This is a genomic window from Corynebacterium sp. HMSC077D03 (assembly GCF_001808545.1).
Taxonomy (GTDB): Bacteria; Actinomycetota; Actinomycetes; order Mycobacteriales; family Mycobacteriaceae; genus Corynebacterium; species Corynebacterium simulans.
The window spans coordinates 39,373-52,563 of sequence record NZ_KV793672.1 but is presented as its reverse complement, the minus strand read 5'-3'; the positions used below and the strand labels follow the sequence as shown (position 1 = coordinate 52,563).

The following is a 13,191-nucleotide window of genomic DNA, read 5'->3' as shown; positions in this document are numbered from 1 at the left end:
TCCCGCAGTTCATGACTTTATTTTCACTTGAAACTCGGAAAAGTTGGTTTTTGGGCACTATAGGAAAGAGAAAGAAAGAGTCTTAAAGGAACAGATTCATCTCGCACAGGACTTACAAGGACGGAAACAATGACCATGGACGCCACTGATTCGGCTTCGCCCGATTCCGTCGGCACCGCCGAGCTTACGGGCTCCGTCGACAAAGTAATCGACGTCGCCATCGAGCAGTTCTCCGAGTTGGGATTCGCTGACACCAAGTTGGACAACATTTCCCGCCTCGCCGGCATGTCCAAGCGCATGATCCATTACCACTTTGGTGACAAAAAGGGCCTGTACCAGCAGGCCCTCACGGTTGCGGCACGCCTCCTCAACCCACCGGCAGGCAGCCTTGAGCTGGACTCTGCAGTCCCAGTGGAAGGCGTACGCACGCTCGTAGACTGGCTTTTCAAGCAGCACGTTGAGCACCCAGAGGCCATCCGCATGATGACGATGGAATCCTCCACCGGCGCGCTTGATGGCGGCCACGCGCTAATCGACGTCTCCGAAGTTTTCCTTCACTTGGACAAACTTCTGATGCTGGGCCAGGACTCCGGCGCCTTCCGCCCGGGCATTTCGGCCAACGATATCTTCACCCTCATTGCCTCCCTCACGATGTACCGCGTGACCAATCGCTCGATGATGCAGAATTTGTTGGACATCGACATGCGCAGCCCCGAAAACACCGACGGCATGCACCGCATGACTGTCGACGCAGTCCTGGCATTCCTTACCACCAACATCCCGGATTCCGGGCACAGCTCCTACCTCACCACCAGCGCCGCCGACGAAGACAACGACGCTAGCCCGCAGGATATCTACTCCAGCGACGAAGAGCAGGCCGCATCGGATATTTACGAATAAAGCCTAAAAGAGCCGCCTTTTAGAAGGCGGCTCTTTTTACATGTGGGCTAGAGGGAAACGCGCTAGCTAGGCAGATTCCTTTTCGGCGTCAGAGTAGACAAACTCCGGCTCGCCCTCGCCCTTAACGCAGGCCTCGGTAATGTGCACGGCCGTGATGTCCTCGCGGTCTGGCAGGTCATACATGATGGGAACGAGCAGCTCCTCCATGATGGCGCGCAAGCCACGAGCGCCGGTCTTGCGCTCAAGCGCGAGCTCGGCAATGGAGCCCAAGGCCTCGTCTGCGAAGACCAGTTCCGCGCCATCCATCTCGAAGAGGCGCTGATATTGCTTGATGAGCGAGTTCTTCGGCTCCACCAAGACCTTGACCAAGGACTCACGATCGAGGTTGTCCACGGTGGCCACAACCGGCAAGCGGCCGATGAACTCCGGGATAAGTCCGAACTTTACGAGATCCTCAGGGCGTACCTCAGAGAAGAGGTCGAGCTTCTCGCGCTCGCTGGCAGTCTCGAGCTTCGCGCCAAAGCCCACGCCCTTCTTGCCCACGCGCTCTGCGATGACTTTATCGAGACCAGCAAAGGCGCCAGCAACGATGAACAGGATGTTCGAGGTATCGAGCTGGATGAACTCTTGGTTGGGGTGCTTACGGCCACCCTGCGGCGGGATGGCGGCTACGGTGCCCTCCAAGATCTTCAGCAGGGCTTGCTGCACACCCTCACCGGAAACGTCACGAGTAATGGATGGGTTTTCAGACTTGCGGGAAATCTTGTCCACCTCATCGACGTAGATGATGCCGCGCTGCGCGCGCTCTACGTCAAAGTCTGCGGCCTGCAGGAGCTTGAGCAGGATGTTTTCTACGTCCTCGCCCACATAGCCGGCCTCGGTAAGGCTGGTGGCGTCGGCGATAGCAAAAGGAACATCCAGCATGCGAGCCAGCGTCTGCGCAAGGTAGGTCTTGCCGGAACCGGTAGGACCGAGCAGCAGGATGTTGGACTTAGCGATCTCGACGTCCTCATCCTCGACTTTCTTGCGGCGGCTTTCCAGGCCCGCTGCTTCTTCTGCCTTGATGCGCTTGTAGTGGTTATAAACCGCCACCGAAAGCACGCGCTTGGCCTGGTCCTGGCCGATGACGTACTTATCAAGGAAGGAGGAAATCTCCGAAGGGCGCGGAAGCTTTACTTCCTTCTCGGCATTGTCAGCCGCGGCGGCTGCGCCGAGTTCTTCCTCGATGATCTCATTACACAGCTCGATGCACTCATCACAGATGTAGACACCGCCGCCGGCGATGAGCTTTTTCACCTGTTTCTGGCTCTTGCCACAAAAGGAGCACTTGAGCAGGTCAGCGCTTTCTTGCATACGTGCCATTAAGGTCTTTCCACTCGCTTTTGATTATTGATTGTGGTGGGAAGATTCTAGGATGCCAATCCTTTGCATCCGGCGCCCTTAAAAAGGGGCGCGTCCCACAGATACCTCCACCTTAGTAAATCAACGCGACACCGCCCTCATTCATTCCTCCGCGTGGCGCAGCCTCAACCCCTCCTTGAGACTTCCCTTTTCGCAGTTCACATACACTATGCGTCTGCTTTCAGCAGGCAACGCAGGGACCAAGAAAACGGCGACGACGCCGCGGGCCTTAAGACCAACGGCGTCGGAAAGCATCGGCTCCTTTTTAGCGGAAGGTGGCGAAGTTCTTAACCACCCAGCGGCTGACTGCCAGGACCAGCAGACCCAGAACGATGGAAGCGATGCCCAGGGAGATAAAGAAGGTATTCTCCGCGCCAGCGTCCTCCGGGTTGTAGAAACCAGCCAGGGAGCCAGCCAGGGAGGTACCCATGGCAACGGCCATCATCCACACCGCCATCATGCGGGAGGGGAAGGCACGTGGCGCGACCTTCGTAGCAAGCGAGTTACCAACCGGGGACAGCAAAAGCTCGCCCATAGTGAACAGGAAGAGGATGCCAATGATGGCAAACATCGGCGTGGAATTTGCACCGGTACCGGAGTACGGCAGGAAGAAGAACAAGGAAATACCGATGATGATGTTCGCGGCGCCGAACTTCACTGGCGTGGACCACTGACGGTTACCGAGCTTGGTCCACATCGTTGCGAAAATCGCAGAGAAGACCACGATGAAGACCGGGTTGAAGGACTGCACCAGTGACGGCGGAATCTCGATGCCGAAGAAGTTACGGTCCAAGCGCACATCCGCGTAGATGGTCATGACGGTGAACTGCTGCTGGAAGATACCGAAGAACAAAACACCAGAGACAAACAGCGGGATAAATCCCAGCAGACGCTTCTTCTCTTCCGCATCAACCAGCTCGGAGAAGTACATCTGGCACCACAATACGATTGCCGCCAACAGCGCAACGACGGTGACGATGTTGGATAGCCAATCGACCTTGACAACGCCGGTTGCGATGGAAATTACCGCAATTGCCACGATGCCAAGGACGGCAGCTAGGCCGAGCAGCATCTGCTTGCTGCTAGCAGGGTTCGGGACCTCGTGGCCTGCATCCTTGATGGTGGACTTGCGCATCAGGGTGTACTGAATCAGGCCCGCGAACATGCCGATTGCCGCGAGGCCAAAGCCCCAGTGGAATCCCTTCCAGCCCCACATGATTGTTGTGACAAACGGGCCTAATAGAGCGCCGATGTTGACACCCATGTAGAAGATGGAGAAACCACCGTCACGGCGGGTGTCATCACGGCTATATAGCGAGCCAAGCACCACCTGGGCGGTGGTCTTCACGCCGCCAGAGCCGATGGCAATGAGAACCAAACCAATCGCCAGACCAATAACGTCCGGAATAAACGCCAGAGCGATATGACCGAGCATCACCAGGTTCGCGGAGTAGAACAGGGTGCGCTCCGGGCCCAAAATTCGGTCTGCAACCAAAGAGGCCAAAAGGCAGGCCATATAGACCAGACCGCCGTAGGCACCAACCACGGACGTTGCAGCGGTCTTGTCCATGCCTAGTCCGCCATCGGTGACGGAGTAGTACATATAGAGCAAAACGATCGACTGCATGCCGTAGAAGCTGAAACGCTCCCACATCTCGATGCCAAATAGGTTGGCTAGGCCCCACGGATGCCCGAAGAACAGTCTTTCTTCAGGCTCCGTTTTGTGTGCTGTCGCGCCAGACAGCTGCGTATTGTGATCTGACATATAAATAGTTGACCACTAATTCTCGGTAACAACAAATCGGTTGGTTGCCCGAAATATTTGTTAAAGCACGCGGCTGCAGAAAGTTCCACGTCACAGCCCCGCACTGCGAAAACTTTCACACCTATATTTGCAGCCGAATTGACCAAGGGTCGGAGCATCAACCTCCGCTTCTGCCGCTTGCTCTTGACGACACATCAAAGCTCATTTAGGGTTACCCACATAGGTGGTAAACCCACAAACCCACAAACCGCTTTGTTATCAGTCACGCATCCGAAAAGAGGTCTCATGGGCAATCCCCTCCCCCTCTACCAACAACTCGCCAGCGGCATCCGCGACATGATCATGTCCGGCCAGCTCGCCCCCGGCGACCGCGCCCCCAGCACAAACGAGCTTTCCGCATTCCACTCAGTCAACCCCACGACAGCGTCCAAGGCCTTAACCGCGCTCTTCGACGAAGGCCTGCTCGAAAAGCGTCGCGGACTTGGAATGTTCGTCACTCCCGAAGCGCGCACCCGCGTTGCAGAAAAGCGTCGTGCCGCATTACACGAGGATTTCGTCGCACCGCTTCTAGCCGAAGCACGAGCCCTCGGAATCACAACGGCTGAGCTCATCGAACTCATCAAAAGCGAAGGAGAATAACCATGCACACTATCGAGGCAAAAGACCTCCGAGTAAAGGACTTTCTCCATGCTCACTCGATCCGATTGAAGCCCGGAATTTACGGCATTATCGGCACCAACGGTGCGGGCAAGACGACGCTTATGAGAGCGATTGCGGGTCACCTTCCAATGACATCCGGCTCTATCGAGACTGCCCCAACTGCCCTTGCACGCACTGGCGCTGACATTTTGCTGGCGGGGCACACAGTGAAAGATCACCTTCACATCGCCCAGAAAGCGCGAGGCGAACTCGACATCGCCTATGCGAACCGTCTCCTAGCCCGCTTTGAGCTTCACCCCTCAGAGGTCTGCTCGAGGCTTTCCACCGGCAAGCGCCAATTGATTGCCAACATCACCGTTCTTGCTGCACGCACGCCTGTCACGCTGATGGATGAGCCTTTCACTGGGCTAGACGTACCGACGCGTGAGGTACTGCGCCAAGTCATCATCGAACACGCATCCCACAACGACGATTGGACGTTACTTCTATCCTCACATCGCGCCGAGGATCTCGCTGGCCTCGTTGAGGGGCTCATCGTCGTGCAGAAAGGCCGCGCGGTTGGTCCACTTCTGCTCGACGAACAGCGGGAACTATATCCACTGTTCACGGGCGAGAGCAGTGCCGTTGATGACGCAGTTGCCGCACTCACGGGGAGCGTCGTCAGCCAGCAAAAGCTCGGGCGAACCTCTCGCGTACGTGTCCAACTAGCGGAGCCGCTGAATACTCCTCTCCACGGCATAGACACCGATTTCCCAGACGACGTCCAACTCATCGACTCACTTGTATCCGCACAGCTTTAAAGGAGCAACACCATGACCGCACTCGTTTCGGCACACCGAAAGACAATCGCAGTATTTGCACCCCTCATCATTGTGCTCGCCGTGGGCGCTTACCTAGTTCCGCATGACTCCAGCCAAGTTAGCGTTAATCCCACTTTCTGGATCATCTTCTCGGCTATCTTTTGGGCGATACTTTGCGCAAGCGCAACCTCGCAGTTCAAGGTTTTGCGCAGCCTCGATATGCCGCAGAAGCGGTGGCAGATCGCAGCTCACGGGTTTGCCATCGTGGGTTCCGTCATCTTTGGACTCGTCGCCGCCGCAGCACATTACATCGCGGTATCCGCAGGCGTTGATGTCGATAGCTCTTTTGAGGTTGCTGTCAACGGCGATACCGGCACCCTTCCAACTTGGTTAGCTCATTTGCTTTCTGTCCTGGCATTCCTGACCACTTACCTCGTTGCGGGCTATGCTGGCACGGCGATAGGGATGCTCTTCAAAGCGCTTGATAATAGAAGTATCGCTATGCGAACCATCACCGCCGCTGGAGGCATTCTCCTAGTCTATTTCCTAGCAATCGCGATAAACTGGGCCGCATACACCTTCAGTATCCCAATCGAGGCACCGTACCCAGGCCTATTCATTTTCAGCGGTATCGCTATCATCGTCAGCGTTGTGCTGATGTGGCGGCTGCCTAGACACATCCATCCGTAGAACGGGTTTGGGTGACGCACCAAGACCTATAGAACTAAAACCAAAGCCCTTGCACCACGAATACGGTGCAAGGGCTTTAGCTTAACTACTGGTTTTAGGCGTTGAGCTTGCGGTAATCAAAGACGGTATCGATGATGCCGTACTCAACGGCTTCCTGAGCGGTCAGGATCTTGTCGCGGTCAGTGTCCTCACGGACCTGGTCTGCGGTGCGGCCGGTGTGCTCAGCGAGGGTGGTCTCCATGAGGCGGCGCATGCGCTCGATCTCGTTAGCCTCGATCTCTAGGTCAGAAACCTGGCCCTGGGTGCCCTGGGTGCGTGGCTGGTGAATCAGCACGCGGGAGTTCGGCAGTGCCGCACGCTTGCCCGGTGCGCCGGCAGCCAGCAGGACGGCTGCAGCAGATGCAGCCTGGCCCAGGCACACGGTCTGCACATCAGGACGTACGTAGCGCATGGTGTCGTAGATAGCCATCAGCGCGGTAAAGGAGCCACCCGGGGAGTTGATGTACATGGTGATGTCGCGATCTGGATCCTGGGACTCGAGGACCAGCAGCTGCGCCATGATGTCATTCGCCGAGGTGTCATCAACCTGGGTGCCAAGGAAGATGATGCGCTCTTCGAAGAGCTTGGAGTACGGGTTGGTGGTCTTAGAGCCTTGTGCGTTCTGCTCGACAAACTCCGGCAGAACGTAGCGGGAATTAGGCATTTGAAGGTTAGACATAGTGATAATTCTCCTTATTCCCTAGTTATTGATCGGGCCGTTTACGGACTCGATGACGTGGTCAACGATGCCGTATTCCTTGGCCTGCTGTGCGGTGAACCAACGGTCACGGTCAGAATCCTTGGTGATTTGCTCAAAGCTCTGGCCGGTATGCTCAGCGATCAGCTGCGCCATTTCGCGCTTGGTCTGAGCAAACTGCTCAGCCTGGATGGCGATGTCAGCAGCGGTGCCACCCACGCCAGCGGAAGGCTGGTGCATCATGATGCGAGCGTGTGGCAGAGCGTAGCGCTTGCCCTTGGTGCCGCCGGAGAGCAAGAACTGGCCCATGGAAGCTGCCAGACCCATGCCATAGGTAGCAATATCGCACGGCGAGTACTTCATCGTGTCGTAAATGGCCATGCCCGCGGTAACGGAGCCACCCGGCGAATTGATATAAAGCGAAATATCGCGCGTGGGATCCTCTGCGGACAGCAGGAGAATCTGGGCGCACAGCTTGTTCGCAATCTCATCATCCACCTGGGTTCCCAGGAAGATAATGCGCTCGCGCAAGAGGCGCTCATAGACGCTATCGCCCAGGCTCATACCAGTAGCGAATGAGTTCATTGAAATCTTCTCAGACATTAATGATGCTCCTTCAATTGAAAAATTTTTAACTGGCCCCACCTTACCGACATTCTTCTCAAATTTGGCCCCTGTTCGCTATGAGCGTTGGGAGCGCTACGTCAGCACACACTAAGGTGCTGGGTTAAGATTTTCCCATGTCTGTTTCCGAGCTTTCCACTAGCACACAGAATTATTTGAAAGCCATCTGGGGGCTAAAGGAATGGTCATCTGAGCCCGTAACCGCCACGCTTATTTCAGCACAGTTAGGGCTCAAACTCTCCTCAGTCTCCGATGCAGTGCGCAAAATGGCCAAGCAAGGGTTGGTATCACACACACCTTACGGAGCAGTGGAGCTCACCGATCGGGGTAGACAGTATGCATTGGATATGGTGCGCCGTCACCGATTGCTTGAATCTTTCTTGGTACAGGCATTGGACTATACATGGGACGAAGTCCATGACGAAGCAGAAAACCTCGAACACGCAGTGTCGGACATGCTGATAGAGCGCGTGGACAAGTTCCTCAATTTTCCCAGCAGGGATCCACACGGCGATCCTATTCCCACAGTTGATGGGAACATCACAATTCCTCGTGCACACCGGCTCTCTGACAGCGGAGCACAATCTCAGGTGATCGTTGAACGAATCTCCGATTCCGATCCACAACTACTAGCTTTCCTGAAAGAACACGGCATCGTCACGGGTGCCGTTCTAGACACGCGCGAAGGAGCCCCCTTTTCAGAATCACTCGAAGTGCGAGTATTTGGTAGCGCTCCGTGGGTACTGCTCGGACGCCCAGCTACCGACGCAGTTTTTGTAGCTCCTCATACCCCATAAAAGCCATCCCCCTCCACCTAAACCTAACATTACCTGCCCTTTTAAAATATACGTTGCAACGTAGTTTGCAACTACGCTCACACGTAGTTACGCTTTCGTATATCACATATCCCACGAATGGCTCAGGCCAGGATGAGCAGGATTGCTATGTCAGACTCACCAGATTTGGTGTACTTTTCGAGCGTTTCTGAAAACACAAAAAGATTTGTTGAACGCCTAGGCAGACCCGCAGTGCGAATTCCACTACGGCCCAAGAAAAACGGAATGATCCAGGTTTCACACCCGTATGTACTCGTCGTCCCTACCTACGGAGGCGGCTCTCTCAAACGCGCGGTTCCTAAACAGGTCATCACTTTCCTTAACGACCCAATCAATCGATCCTTTATCCGCGGCGTCATTTCCTCAGGAAACACCAATTTCGGAAACGCCTACTGCGTAGCCGGCCAAATCATTTCCGCCAAGTGCCACGTGCCCGAGCTGTATCACTTCGAGCTACTCGGCACCCAAAAAGATATTGACATCGTAAAACAAGGTCTTCACAAGTTTTGGGAACAGCAAGAACACGTCAAAAAATGAAGAACACGTCCGGACCACACAGATTGGACTACACAATGACCCCTCCGCAGACCACACCCACGCAGCCTGTTGACGCAGCCCATCGCATCACCACCGGTGCTAACGACGAAGGCGGCGTTGGTAAGCGCAAAAGTTACCATGCGCTCAACGCACAGCTGAACTTATTCGATTCTTCCGGGAGAATTCAGTTCGACAAAGATATTGAGGCAGCACAAGATTATTTAGCCCACCATGTTGCTCCCCGCATGCGCACATTTAGCTCCACCACGGAACGCCTGGAATGGTTAGTAGATAATGAATACTACGAGCGGGGTTTCCTCGAACTTTACGAGGACGAGTTCCTGTGCGCCATATATGACAGAGCACATCGCGCCCAGCATCGGTTCCGCACATTCCTCGGCGCATTTAAGTTCTTTACTTCCTACGCGCTAAAAACCTTTGACGGCTCAACACTCCTTGAAGGCTACGAAGAACGCGTCACCACCACAGCTCTTTACCTGGCACAAGGCGACAAAGTTCTTGCAGAGAAACTGGTGGACGACATCATGTCCGGACGATTCCAGCCCGCCACCCCTACTTTTCTCAACGCAGGCAAGGCTCAGCGCGGTGAAATGGTGTCTTGCTTCCTCCTGCGAATAGAAGACAACTTGGAAAGCATTGGCCGCAGTGTGAACTCCGCGCTACAGCTATCAAAACGCGGCGGTGGCGTGGCCCTATTGCTAAGCAATCTGCGCGAATCCGGAGCCCCGATCAAAAAGATTGAGAACCAAGCATCCGGCGTAGTCCCAGTTATGAAGATTCTGGAGGATAGTTTCAGCTATGCCAACCAACTGGGAGCCCGCCAGGGCGCTGGGGCTGTCTACCTGCATGCGCATCACCCAGATATTCTTCGCTTCCTCGATACCAAACGGGAAAATGCAGATGAAAAAGTTCGCATCAAGACCCTTTCACTGGGTGTCGTTATTCCGGATATAACGTTTCGCCTGGCCAAAGAGAACAAGGACATGCATCTGTTTAGTCCATATGACATTGCTCGCGAATACGGCGTGCCCATGTCCGACATGTCTATCACCGAGCATTACGACGAGCTGGTGACCAATCCGCGAATTTCGCACACCACCATCAAGGCCAGGGAGTTTTTCACTACGCTTGCTGAGCTTCAATTTGAATCTGGATACCCCTATATCCTCTTCGAAGATACGGTCAATCGCTCTAATCCCCTCAAAGGACGTATCAATATGTCCAACCTGTGTAGCGAGATCCTTCAAGTCAACACGCCATCCACTCTTGGCCCATCTGGCAACTACACCACCATCGGCCAAGACATTTCATGCAATCTGGGTTCGCTCAACATCGCTAAGGCCTTTGCATCACCGGATTTTGGAGCAACTGTAGAAACCGCAGTGCGCGCGCTCACCCAAGTCTCAGATCTTACCGATATCGAAGCAGTTCCTTCCATTGCTAAAGGCAATAAATCCATGCACGCGATTGGTTTGGGGCAGATGAATCTCCATGGTTTCCTTGCTTCCAAACGGATTCCCTATGGCTGCGCCGAGGCTTTGGACTTTACCAACTTCTATTTCCTGACTGTGACCTATCATGCGCTGCGCACATCCCATGCGTTAGCGGTAGAGAAAGGTCAGCGATTCCAGGGTTTTGAAGACTCTGCTTATGCCTCCGGCGCATTCTTCGACAAGTATCTCAAACAGGAATGGGTACCTGCCACCAAGCGAGTAGAGCAGCTTTTCCATGAAGCAGGCGTGCGGATTCCTACACGCGAGGACTGGCTGAAATTAAAGAATCAGGTGGCCCGAGACGGAATATATAACGCCTATCTACAGGCAGTTCCACCCACTGGATCAATTGCCTACATCAATGATTCGACTGCATCCATCCACCCGATTGCCTCCAAGATCGAAATTCGCAAGGAAGGCCGCTTGGGGCGCGTGTACTTCCCCGCACCGGAAATGACCAACGACAATGTGGAGTATTTCGAGGACTCTTTCACCGTGGGATACGAGAAAATCATTGATACCTACGCCATGGCCACGCAGCACGTGGACCAAGGCCTTTCTCTGACCTTGTTCTTTACTGCCGACAGCACCACTAGGGATATCAACAGGGCGCAAATCTATGCCTGGAAGGCCGGCATCAAGACCTTGTACTACATCCGTTTACGCCAATCCGCGCTCCAAGGCACTGAGGTCGAAGGCTGCGTCTCCTGCGCTTTATAGGAGCGCTGCCCTCCCATCTTTTGCACTACCAATTCACCCGAAAGGAAAAAGTAATGACTTCAGCATCGAACGCTGCTGCGTTAACTAGCATCTCTGTTACGCCTCCGAGCTTCCGACATGATCCCTCAGCCCGCATCCGCCCCATCAATTGGAACCGTGTGAGTGACGAAAAGGATCTTGAAGTATGGAACCGGCTCACCGCCAATTTCTGGCTGCCGGAGAAAGTGCCGCTTTCTAATGATCTCTCAGCCTGGCAGAAAATGACGCCCTCAGAGCGTAACCTCACCATGCGGGTGTTCACAGGTCTGACCACTTTAGATACCGTGCAGGCTACCGTGGGAGAAATCTGCCAAATTCAAGACGCCCGCACCGAGCATGAGCAGGCCGTTTACACCAACATTGCCTTCATGCAATCAGTTCACGCCCGTTCTTATTCTTCAGTGTTTTCTACGCTAAGCAGCACAAAGGAAATCGACGAAGCCTACCGCTGGGCGGTGAATAATGACCTTCTCCAAGCACGTGCCAAGAAAGTCCTCACGCACTATTTCGGGCCGGATCCGCTCAAGCGCAAGGTATCATCGACGCTTCTTTCTTCGCTCCTTCTATACGCGGGTTTCTATCTCCCCTTACACTTTTCTGTCCACGCCACCCTGACCAATACGGCAGACATGATTCGCCTCATTCTGCGTGACAAGGCAGTACACGGTTACTACTCGGGATATAAATACCAGCGTGGCCTAGAATCTTCTTCTCCTCAAAGGCAAAAAGAGATGAAGAATTTCACCATCTCTTTGCTCGAGGAGCTCTATTCCCTAGAGCTGGAATACTCCGGCGAACTATATGAACCATTAGGACTCATGGACGATGTGGCCGTCTTCGTTCGCTATAACGCAAATAAGGCCCTGATGAACTTAGGCTACCCAGATTACTTCCCACCTGAGGAAACGGAAGTTAACCCAGAAATTCTCGCCGCCCTAGCTCCTGGAGCAGACGAGAACCATGACTTCTTCTCTGGTTCAGGCTCCTCCTATGTCATTGGTACCGCTGAAGAAACGAGTGATGATGACTGGGATTTCTAAACCCTTCCCACGACCAGACCAAGGAAGCTGGCTTGAAACCATTGCATTGTTTGAGACTATTCGTGAAGGAAACCAACCTGCGGCATTGCGGCTGCTACAAAGCTCGGCCGCACGCGAGGCCGTCCTGGGAGGGCTCTTGGGCCTCATTGAACTGTATTTCCGCAATGAAGAAGATGACAAAATAGAGGGATTTCTCGCTGCCGCCCACAGTGCCGGCCCGCCCCCAGCTTTCGGTTGCAAGCCTTTTCTCCCTTAATCCAGCCCCAATGAAGAAAGAAGGTTCAGCATGACTTCCACCCCACGCATCACCGTTATCGTAGGTAGCCTGCGTCGCGGATCAATTGCGCGCAAGATTGCGCACGAAGTACTCACAATGATCCCGAAAGACTACGAGGCAAACATCCTCGAAATCCGCAACTTGCCCCTTTATGACTTCGACTACGATGATCCCGCGGTCACGGACAAGCCAACTCCGGCCGAGTACACCACCTTCCGCGACACCATCAAGAACTCTAGCGGAGTCCTTTTCATTACGCCCGAAAACAACCGCACAATCCCCGCATGCCTCAAAAACGCGGTGGACATCGGTTCTAAACCCAACTCAGATGTGGCTTGGAAGAACCTCCCCGCAGGAATCATCAGCCATTCTGTAGGGCGCATGGGTGGGTATAGCTCACAAAAGAACCTCCGATTGGCCCTGTCTTACTTTGATATGCCTTTTCCTGGGCAGCCCGAGGTATTCCTCGGCCAATCACCCACCCTTTTCGAAGACTCGGGCCGTCTTAATGAACACACCGCAGAATTTGTAAAGGACTACGTCATGCGCTTCCTGGCTCTGGTGGACAATGCCTTAACCAGCTAGGACCCACGCACATCTCTAGAGGGCGTTCACGATCACGCAAACCCCGGACTCATTCATGAATCCGGGG

The 13,191-nt window shown here is 54.4% G+C and carries 13 protein-coding genes; 9 read left to right on the top strand and 4 right to left on the bottom strand.

The features are described from left to right. The first annotated feature begins 129 nt into the window (after positions 1 to 129). Complete coding sequence (locus tag HMPREF2888_RS03280; RefSeq protein ID WP_061924139.1) at positions 130 to 900, top strand: TetR/AcrR family transcriptional regulator; 771 nt, start codon at positions 130 to 132, stop codon at positions 898 to 900. Positions 901 to 966: 66 nt separating this feature from the next. On the opposite strand, the gene clpX is transcribed toward HMPREF2888_RS03280, so the two are convergent. After that, positions 967 to 2,262, bottom strand: coding sequence for an ATP-dependent Clp protease ATP-binding subunit ClpX (gene clpX, locus HMPREF2888_RS03275; protein WP_061924143.1), 1,296 nt, complete (start codon positions 2,260 to 2,262; stop codon positions 967 to 969). A 304-nt stretch (positions 2,263 to 2,566) separates the two neighbouring features. Continuing rightward, positions 2,567 to 4,066 carry a peptide MFS transporter gene (locus tag HMPREF2888_RS03270; protein ID WP_062043551.1) on the bottom strand — a complete coding sequence of 500 codons (1,500 nt, stop codon included), beginning with the start codon at positions 4,064 to 4,066 and terminating at the stop codon, positions 2,567 to 2,569. Between the two features lie 285 nt (positions 4,067 to 4,351). Here HMPREF2888_RS03270 and HMPREF2888_RS03265 point away from each other — a divergent pair, with 285 nt between their 5' ends. From HMPREF2888_RS03265 to HMPREF2888_RS03255, 3 genes are read left to right on the top strand one after another with little or no spacing between them, the layout of a single operon-like run. Further along, the gene (locus HMPREF2888_RS03265) at positions 4,352 to 4,705 is read left to right on the top strand and encodes a GntR family transcriptional regulator (RefSeq protein ID WP_062043548.1); all 354 of its coding nucleotides are present in this window, start codon (positions 4,352 to 4,354) and stop codon (positions 4,703 to 4,705) included. A 2-nt stretch (positions 4,706 to 4,707) separates the two neighbouring features. Then, positions 4,708 to 5,526 carry an ATP-binding cassette domain-containing protein gene (locus tag HMPREF2888_RS03260; RefSeq protein WP_062043544.1) on the top strand — a complete coding sequence of 273 codons (819 nt, stop codon included), beginning with the start codon at positions 4,708 to 4,710 and terminating at the stop codon, positions 5,524 to 5,526. A 12-nt stretch (positions 5,527 to 5,538) separates the two neighbouring features. Then, positions 5,539 to 6,216 (top strand): hypothetical protein, encoded by a 678-nt coding sequence (locus HMPREF2888_RS03255; protein WP_061924156.1) that lies wholly within the window; start codon positions 5,539 to 5,541, stop codon positions 6,214 to 6,216. 94 nt (positions 6,217 to 6,310) lie between these two features. On the opposite strand, the gene HMPREF2888_RS03250 is transcribed toward HMPREF2888_RS03255, so the two are convergent. Continuing rightward, positions 6,311 to 6,934, bottom strand: coding sequence for an ATP-dependent Clp protease proteolytic subunit (locus tag HMPREF2888_RS03250; RefSeq protein WP_061924159.1), 624 nt, complete (start codon positions 6,932 to 6,934; stop codon positions 6,311 to 6,313). Between the two features lie 21 nt (positions 6,935 to 6,955). Continuing rightward, positions 6,956 to 7,555, bottom strand: a complete 600-nt coding sequence (locus tag HMPREF2888_RS03245; RefSeq protein WP_070518241.1) for an ATP-dependent Clp protease proteolytic subunit — start codon at positions 7,553 to 7,555, stop codon at positions 6,956 to 6,958. 137 nt (positions 7,556 to 7,692) lie between these two features. On the opposite strand from HMPREF2888_RS03245, the gene HMPREF2888_RS03240 reads away from it, so the two are divergent. The 5 genes from HMPREF2888_RS03240 to HMPREF2888_RS03220 all read left to right on the top strand — a co-directional run bounded on the left by HMPREF2888_RS03240 (position 7,693) and on the right by HMPREF2888_RS03220 (position 13,124). After that, positions 7,693 to 8,373, top strand: a complete 681-nt coding sequence (locus HMPREF2888_RS03240) for a metal-dependent transcriptional regulator (RefSeq protein WP_061924164.1) — start codon at positions 7,693 to 7,695, stop codon at positions 8,371 to 8,373. A gap of 117 nt (positions 8,374 to 8,490) precedes the next feature. Continuing rightward, complete coding sequence (gene nrdI / locus HMPREF2888_RS03235) at positions 8,491 to 8,949, top strand: class Ib ribonucleoside-diphosphate reductase assembly flavoprotein NrdI (RefSeq protein ID WP_070518240.1); 459 nt, start codon at positions 8,491 to 8,493, stop codon at positions 8,947 to 8,949. Positions 8,950 to 8,984: 35 nt separating this feature from the next. Then, a complete protein-coding gene (nrdE, locus tag HMPREF2888_RS03230; RefSeq protein WP_061924170.1) occupies positions 8,985 to 11,183 on the top strand; it encodes a class 1b ribonucleoside-diphosphate reductase subunit alpha in 2,199 nt (732 codons plus the stop codon). A gap of 53 nt (positions 11,184 to 11,236) precedes the next feature. Further along, positions 11,237 to 12,262, top strand: coding sequence for a class 1b ribonucleoside-diphosphate reductase subunit beta (nrdF, locus tag HMPREF2888_RS03225; RefSeq protein WP_082787678.1), 1,026 nt, complete (start codon positions 11,237 to 11,239; stop codon positions 12,260 to 12,262). Between the two features lie 286 nt (positions 12,263 to 12,548). Continuing rightward, positions 12,549 to 13,124, top strand: coding sequence for an NADPH-dependent FMN reductase (locus HMPREF2888_RS03220; protein ID WP_061924173.1), 576 nt, complete (start codon positions 12,549 to 12,551; stop codon positions 13,122 to 13,124). The last annotated feature ends 67 nt before the right edge of the window (positions 13,125 to 13,191 follow it).

Bases quoted from the DNA above. Each gene is read 5' to 3' on its own strand.
- HMPREF2888_RS03280 (WP_061924139.1), top strand. From the start codon at position 130: ATGACCATGGACGCCACTGATTCGGCTTCGCCCGATTCCGTCGGCACC.
- clpX (WP_061924143.1), bottom strand. From the start codon at position 2,262: ATGGCACGTATGCAAGAAAGCGCTGACCTGCTCAAGTGCTCCTTTTGT.
- HMPREF2888_RS03270 (WP_062043551.1), bottom strand. From the start codon at position 4,066: ATGTCAGATCACAATACGCAGCTGTCTGGCGCGACAGCACACAAAACG.
- HMPREF2888_RS03265 (WP_062043548.1), top strand. From the start codon at position 4,352: ATGGGCAATCCCCTCCCCCTCTACCAACAACTCGCCAGCGGCATCCGC.
- HMPREF2888_RS03260 (WP_062043544.1), top strand. From the start codon at position 4,708: ATGCACACTATCGAGGCAAAAGACCTCCGAGTAAAGGACTTTCTCCAT.
- HMPREF2888_RS03255 (WP_061924156.1), top strand. From the start codon at position 5,539: ATGACCGCACTCGTTTCGGCACACCGAAAGACAATCGCAGTATTTGCA.
- HMPREF2888_RS03250 (WP_061924159.1), bottom strand. From the start codon at position 6,934: ATGTCTAACCTTCAAATGCCTAATTCCCGCTACGTTCTGCCGGAGTTT.
- HMPREF2888_RS03245 (WP_070518241.1), bottom strand. From the start codon at position 7,555: ATGTCTGAGAAGATTTCAATGAACTCATTCGCTACTGGTATGAGCCTG.
- HMPREF2888_RS03240 (WP_061924164.1), top strand. From the start codon at position 7,693: ATGTCTGTTTCCGAGCTTTCCACTAGCACACAGAATTATTTGAAAGCC.
- nrdI (WP_070518240.1), top strand. From the start codon at position 8,491: ATGGCTCAGGCCAGGATGAGCAGGATTGCTATGTCAGACTCACCAGAT.
- nrdE (WP_061924170.1), top strand. From the start codon at position 8,985: ATGACCCCTCCGCAGACCACACCCACGCAGCCTGTTGACGCAGCCCAT.
- nrdF (WP_082787678.1), top strand. From the start codon at position 11,237: ATGACTTCAGCATCGAACGCTGCTGCGTTAACTAGCATCTCTGTTACG.
- HMPREF2888_RS03220 (WP_061924173.1), top strand. From the start codon at position 12,549: ATGACTTCCACCCCACGCATCACCGTTATCGTAGGTAGCCTGCGTCGC.